We start from the raw sequence: 5,611 nt of genomic DNA on the forward strand, positions 1-5,611 counted from the left end.
CCCGTCACTATACGGGGAGAGATGTCCGGCAGGACAGTGGGGGGCAGCGCCAACGTCAACGATTGCCGCGTTCGGCTAGGAACTCATGACGCCGTAGCGCAGCAGAATAAGCGCGCCGACCCCAAACCCCATCTCTCTCGATAAACGCCAGCACCACCACGTGCGGGGCAGCGCAGTAAACGAGCCTGGCCTTGCGGCCCGTCTTCGTCGTCGCGCGGCCTGCGTTCAGGTCGACGGTGATGTCCTCATAGCCCAGCACCTCGCGATCGAGCGGATAGACGGCCTTGTAGACGGCTTCCTTGGCGGCAAAGAGGATGCGGCCGGCAAGATGCCGGTCGGCTGCGTCCGTGCGGTCCGCGGGCGTTGTCACGAGCGCCAAAATATCATCCGGGAGAGGCTGCGCGGGCTCGACGTCGATGCCGAGCGAGGCGATATCGCCAATCGGGGCAACCGCCGCCACGGCCATGTCGTCGTCGTGAGCGAGCGAACCGGTTATCCCGTCGGGCCAGACCGGCGCGCCGGTTGGCGTGCGCAGGATGGCGAGGTCGCCGGCGCCAAGCTCCGCCAGCAGTCCGTGCGCGATCCACCGGGCCGCGCCGCTGGCGCGCCGCATGACAGGCCGACGCGCGGGGATGGAATGCGCTTCTCCAGGCAGCAGATGGGCCTCGTCGCCGTCGCGGATCACCCGGCATCCGATCCGGACACCCGATGGTGCGATGGCGGCGATCGCTTCGGCCAAGGCGATTTCCTCGGGCAGCCGCGTCACGGCTCGTGCGTCCGTGCCGGCAAAGCGAGATCGGCGATCATTTCGCCGTCCTCGTCGAGCCCTTCTTCGACGAAACCGGCGCTGCGATAGAGGTTTCGCGCCGCATCGTTCTCCGGTTCGTAGCAGATCGAGACGTGGCTGATGTGGCCGAGCCCCCGGATTTCGTCCAGCACTTCGCGCAACGCGGCCTTGCCATAGCCTTTGCCCTGCTGGGCGCGGTCGATCATGAAGCGGTAGATGCGCGCCTCGCCGTCATCCTCGGGCGCCTCGTACATCAGGAAACCGACGACACGGGTCCCAGCCATGACGACGCGTGGCCGCGCGTCTTCGTCAGTCCGGGCTTCTTCCAGCGACGCCGCATTGCCGGCGACGAAATCTCTCTGCTCCGGGGCGAGTTCCAGGGCCGTGACCAGGGCACGGTTGGCCTCGGTCACGGCAACGAGACGGATGTCTCCGGTGTTCAAGCCGATGCCCTTCTTCAAGCCGATGCCCTGGCCGATACCTTGGAGCCATCGTCGGTGATCGGCTCGACGAAGCGGTGCAGCTTGGCCGGGTTGCCCCTCCATATGGAGTTGGGCTCCAGCTCTTCGCCCTTCATGACGAAGGAGTCGACATCGACCACCGAGCCTTCGCCCATGACGACGCCGTAGTGGACAAAGGCTGAAGGTCCGAGCGTGCAGCCCTTGCCGATGCGGATGAAGTCGGACTTGAAAGCGCCTTCCTCCAGCGAATGGGCCTGGATGACGCAGCCCTCGTTGAGGGTGGCGTCGTCGCCGATCTCCACCAGCGAGCGTTCGGTGAGGTTGCTGCCGCCGTCATAGACACGGCTGCCGATCTTGACGCCCAGCATGCGCAGGATCATGGGCCGGAACGGCGTGCCGGCGAACAGCCGCACGATCGGCGAATCCGCCAGCTTCCAGTGGCGCTCGTGGCGCCAGAACGCGACGTCGTAGATCGTCGTCATCTGCGGCTTCAGCCGGCCGAAACCAAGGCTTGCCCGTTCCACGAAGATGTAGAACGGAATGGTGATCGCCGAGGTCAAAAGCACGGCGACGAACAGCGCGACTTCAGCCCATTCGGTGTAGTAGTTCAGCGCCCGGTCCCAGATCGCCAGCGTGGCGAACAGCATGACCCATTGCGTTGCCACGAACAGCAGGATCGTCACCAGATTGTGGCGGTTCTTGTGCGGGATGCGCCGGCGCCGGTCGTCTTCGTCGACGCCCGCGATGAGTTCCTTGTCGCGGTTCACTATGCGCGGGATTTCAAAGGCAGGGGAACCCAGAAGCCCGACATTCTCGCGCCGCGGCCCGTCGATGGGGATCATCACCTTGGTGCCGAGCAGGACGTTGTCGCCGGTGCGCCCGTCCGGCGGATAGTAGATGTTGTTGCCGAGATAGTTGCGCTCGCCGATCCTCGTCGGCTCGAGCCGGAAGGCGGAGGCGGATTTGTGCATGTTGATCATGAACAGCCCGTCCGACACCATGGTCTCGGTGCCGATCTCGCACAGAAGCGGGTTTTCGTGCTGCTGGTTGGAGCCGAAATTGGAGCCGGTCTGCACCACCTTGTTGAGGTTCCAGCCGATCGCTCTCATGTAGTGCACGATGGCCGAGCTGTCGCCGGCCAGCAGGCCGAGCACGCGGGAGTTGCTGGAGAATTCAGCGACCGTCTGCAGCCAGTAGCGGAAGCCGTACAGCGTGTAGGTGCGGCCTGGCTTCAACAGCAGGCTGACCAGGCGCGGTACCAGCGTCGCCGCCAGGAAGGATGCGGCGATGTAGCCGAACAGCGTGACCGTGGTGCCGATCGCGACGACGCCGATGGTTTCCTGGTAATCGTCGCCGACGTTTTCCCAATAGCTGTGGAACAAAAGCGGCAAGGGGGTGACGATGGCAAACAGTCCGATCAGCTGAACCGCCTCGAACAGGAAGCGCCGGATGTTGGACGGATCGACATTGCGCACCTTGCAATAGTCGGCCGTGGTCGGCACGGCCGGCGAGCCATGCCAGCGTTCGCCGTCGGGAATGCTTTGGCCGCGGTGCAGCGAGGACGAATGGCCGAGCTGGGCGCCGTCGCCGATCCGGGTGTCGATGTCGAGCGTCGAGCCGACGCCGACGAAGGCATCGCGACCGATGGTCAGCGGCCCGGTGTGGATATAGCCGGACTGCGCCCGGAAGCCGAGGATCATGGATTCCTTGCGCAGGATGGTGTTGGCGCCGATCGAGATGAGATCGGTGCAGACGGGCACGGATTTCGATTCGATGACGGCGTTCTTGCCGAGCTTGGTGCCGAGAAGCTGCAGATAGATGCTGTAGAGCGGGCTGCCGCGGAACAGCACGACGGGGGCGGTGCGGATCAATGTCTTGACCACCCAGAAGCGGAAGTAACGCACGCCCCAGATGGGAAACGCCTCCGCCTTCCAGCGGCCGACCAGCACCCATTTGGCGAGGACGGCAAAGCCCGACATGCCGAAGAACACGGCGGCCGAAAGCGCCACGCACCTGATGTAGAGCTGCAGCGGATCGTCGAGCGCGTCATACATCCAGTTGAGGCCGTCATTGACCGCCCACAAGGCGCCATAGCTGTAGAGCGCGTAGAACAGCAGCTGTGCGGCGCCGCAGGTCCAGTAGGCGAAATTCGAGGCCCGGCGGGTGAGGACGGGCTCGTTGGTGGCCGTCGTCATCTCATCCGCCACGCCCAGGTGAAGCGCCAGCCGCGCCACGGTCGGATGGAGATAGATGTCGCGCATCGACGCCGTCGCCCATTCCTTCCTGGTGCGCAGGCGGGCGCAGAAATGCGCCATCAGCAGCGAGTTGGCGCCGAGATCGTCGAAGAAATTGTCCTCGACAGACACTTCGTCGAATTTCAGTACGGCGGCCAGCGCGTCGGCCAGGAAACGCTCGTCGTCATTGCCGGGCGCCACCATGGCGCGATCGACTGAGAGCCGAACGTTTGTCGGCTTCGGCAGCTGGCGCAAATCCACCTTGTTGGAGACCGTCATCGGGATAACAGGCAGTTCCTCGAGGTAGGAGGGCACCATGTAATCCGGCAGCCGCCGCTTCATCGTCTTGGCGAGGTCCGCGCGGGGGATCGCTACGCCGGTCTTCGCCGCGAAATAGGCGACGAGTTCGACGCGGCCGGGCTCGATCTCCCAGGTGGTGACGGCGGCTTGCGCGATTTCGGGCTGGTCGAGCAGCACCGCCTCGATCTCGCCGAGCTCGATGCGGTAGCCGCGGATCTTCACCTGGGTGTCGATGCGGCCGTTATACTCGATCTCGCTTTGGTCGTTGATGCGGCCAAGGTCGCCCGTCCGGTAGATGCGCTTCGACGGGTTGTTCGGCAGGCCGACGAAATCGGCGATGAATTTCTGTTCGGTCAGGTCGGGCCTGTTGAGATAGCCGACCGCGAGCCCGATGCCGGCAATGCCGATCTCGCCCAGTTCGCCGGGCTCGGCAAGCTGCGGCAGCGATGCGTCGAGAATGACGATGGAATAGGTCGGCAGCGGCGCGCCGATGGTGACGGGACTGTCCGGCGTCAGCGCGCCCATGGTTGCGGTGACGGTCGCCTCGGTCGGGCCGTAGGTGTTGAGGATCTGTCGGCCCGGCTTCGACCAGCGCACCACCAGATTGTGCGGGCAGGCCTCGCCGCCGACCAGCAGCGTGCGCAGGCTCGGCACATCGGATGTCATCGACGACAGCAGCGTCGGGCTGCAGGCGATGCAGGTGATGTCGTGGAGGCGCAGGAAATCGGCCAGTTCCTCGCCCACCAGCGGCATCTGGCCCGGTGCCGGCACCACCGTCGCGCCGGCGACGAACGGCACCCAGATCTCTTCGGAGGAAAAGTCGAAGGCAATGGTCATGCCCTGATAGACGCGGTCGCCCGGCCGGTAGCCGTAGGAGGCGGCGGCGACGCGGATGAAGTTGACGAAACTCTGGTGCTTGATGACCACGCCCTTGGGCTTGCCTGTCGTGCCCGAGGTGTAGAGGATGTAGCAGGTGTCGTCCGATGAAGCGGCCTTCGCATGCGGCTTCAGCGGCGCGTCGGACTGTCTGGAGATTTCGGCGGCAGTGCTGTCGATCAGCAGATGCGGGACCGGCAGCTGACCGGCGCGCGACGCATAGGCGGCGATGGTGACGATCAGGCTGACGCCGGCGTCCTCGATGATGAGCGCCATCCGCTCCTCGGGGAAGGCGGTGGCCAGCGGCACGAAGGCAGCGCCCGCCTTCATCACGGCGAGCAGCGCGACATAGGTCTCCGCCGAGCGGTCGAGAATGAGCCCGACGCGGTCGCCCGGCCGCACGCCGCGCTTGACCAGCAGGCGGGCGAACTGGTTGGCCCGGCTGTCCAGTTCCCGATAGGTCCAGACACGCCCGTCGGAGATCACCGCCGGCAGCGCTGCAAACATGTCGGCGAGCTGTTCGAAGACGGTGTCGAGCCGCTCGCCGGGCAGGCCTTGCCGGGCAAAGTCGGCGCCCGTCAGGATCTGCCCGCGCCTGGCTGTCGCGGGGGCCGTTCTTACCGGCGCGTCGACACTTGCCAGGCCGCTTTCCAGCCCCGATCGTTCCGCGTCCAGTTCGGCGATATCGACACCGTGATCCATTTCCATGCTTTCCCGTCCAGGCCGGGCATCGCCCGGCACGGCCATTTTTCCAGTTGTTGTGGGATGCTTATGCCATCCGATCTTTTCGGCAGTTTTTCCGAACTGTTGAATATTGTTTCTGAACTGTGTCTGGGCGGGGCTTTTGGCCCTCTTGTTGGGCTTGCAGGGGAGGGAAGCCTCCGCCCGTCGAGCGCTACGGCGCCCCCCTCTGGCCTGCCGGCCATCTCCCCCACTTGTGGGGAGATTGGCAG

3 protein-coding genes are annotated in these 5,611 nt (G+C 65.1%); all 3 read right to left on the reverse strand.

What is annotated here, in order from left to right:
* Positions 1-55: 55 nt before the first annotated feature.
* Genes EOB49_RS29955 through EOB49_RS29965 form a run of 3 tightly spaced genes read right to left on the reverse strand, consistent with a single transcriptional unit; the run spans position 56 to position 5,366 of the window.
* Positions 56-766 carry a 4'-phosphopantetheinyl transferase superfamily protein gene (locus EOB49_RS29955; protein WP_245472886.1) on the reverse strand — a complete coding sequence of 237 codons (711 nt, stop codon included), beginning with the start codon at positions 764-766 and terminating at the stop codon, positions 56-58.
* The gene (locus tag EOB49_RS29960) at positions 763-1,248 is read right to left on the reverse strand and encodes a GNAT family N-acetyltransferase (protein WP_127383100.1); all 486 of its coding nucleotides are present in this window, start codon (positions 1,246-1,248) and stop codon (positions 763-765) included. The genes EOB49_RS29955 and EOB49_RS29960 overlap by 4 nt, the downstream gene beginning before the upstream one ends.
* Positions 1,245-5,366 carry a Pls/PosA family non-ribosomal peptide synthetase gene (locus EOB49_RS29965; protein ID WP_127383101.1) on the reverse strand — a complete coding sequence of 1,374 codons (4,122 nt, stop codon included), beginning with the start codon at positions 5,364-5,366 and terminating at the stop codon, positions 1,245-1,247. The genes EOB49_RS29960 and EOB49_RS29965 overlap by 4 nt, the downstream gene beginning before the upstream one ends.
* Between the last annotated feature and the right edge of the window lie 245 nt (positions 5,367-5,611).

Source organism: Mesorhizobium sp. M7A.F.Ca.MR.148.00.0.0 (assembly GCF_003997735.1).
GTDB lineage: Bacteria > Pseudomonadota > Alphaproteobacteria > Rhizobiales > Rhizobiaceae > Mesorhizobium.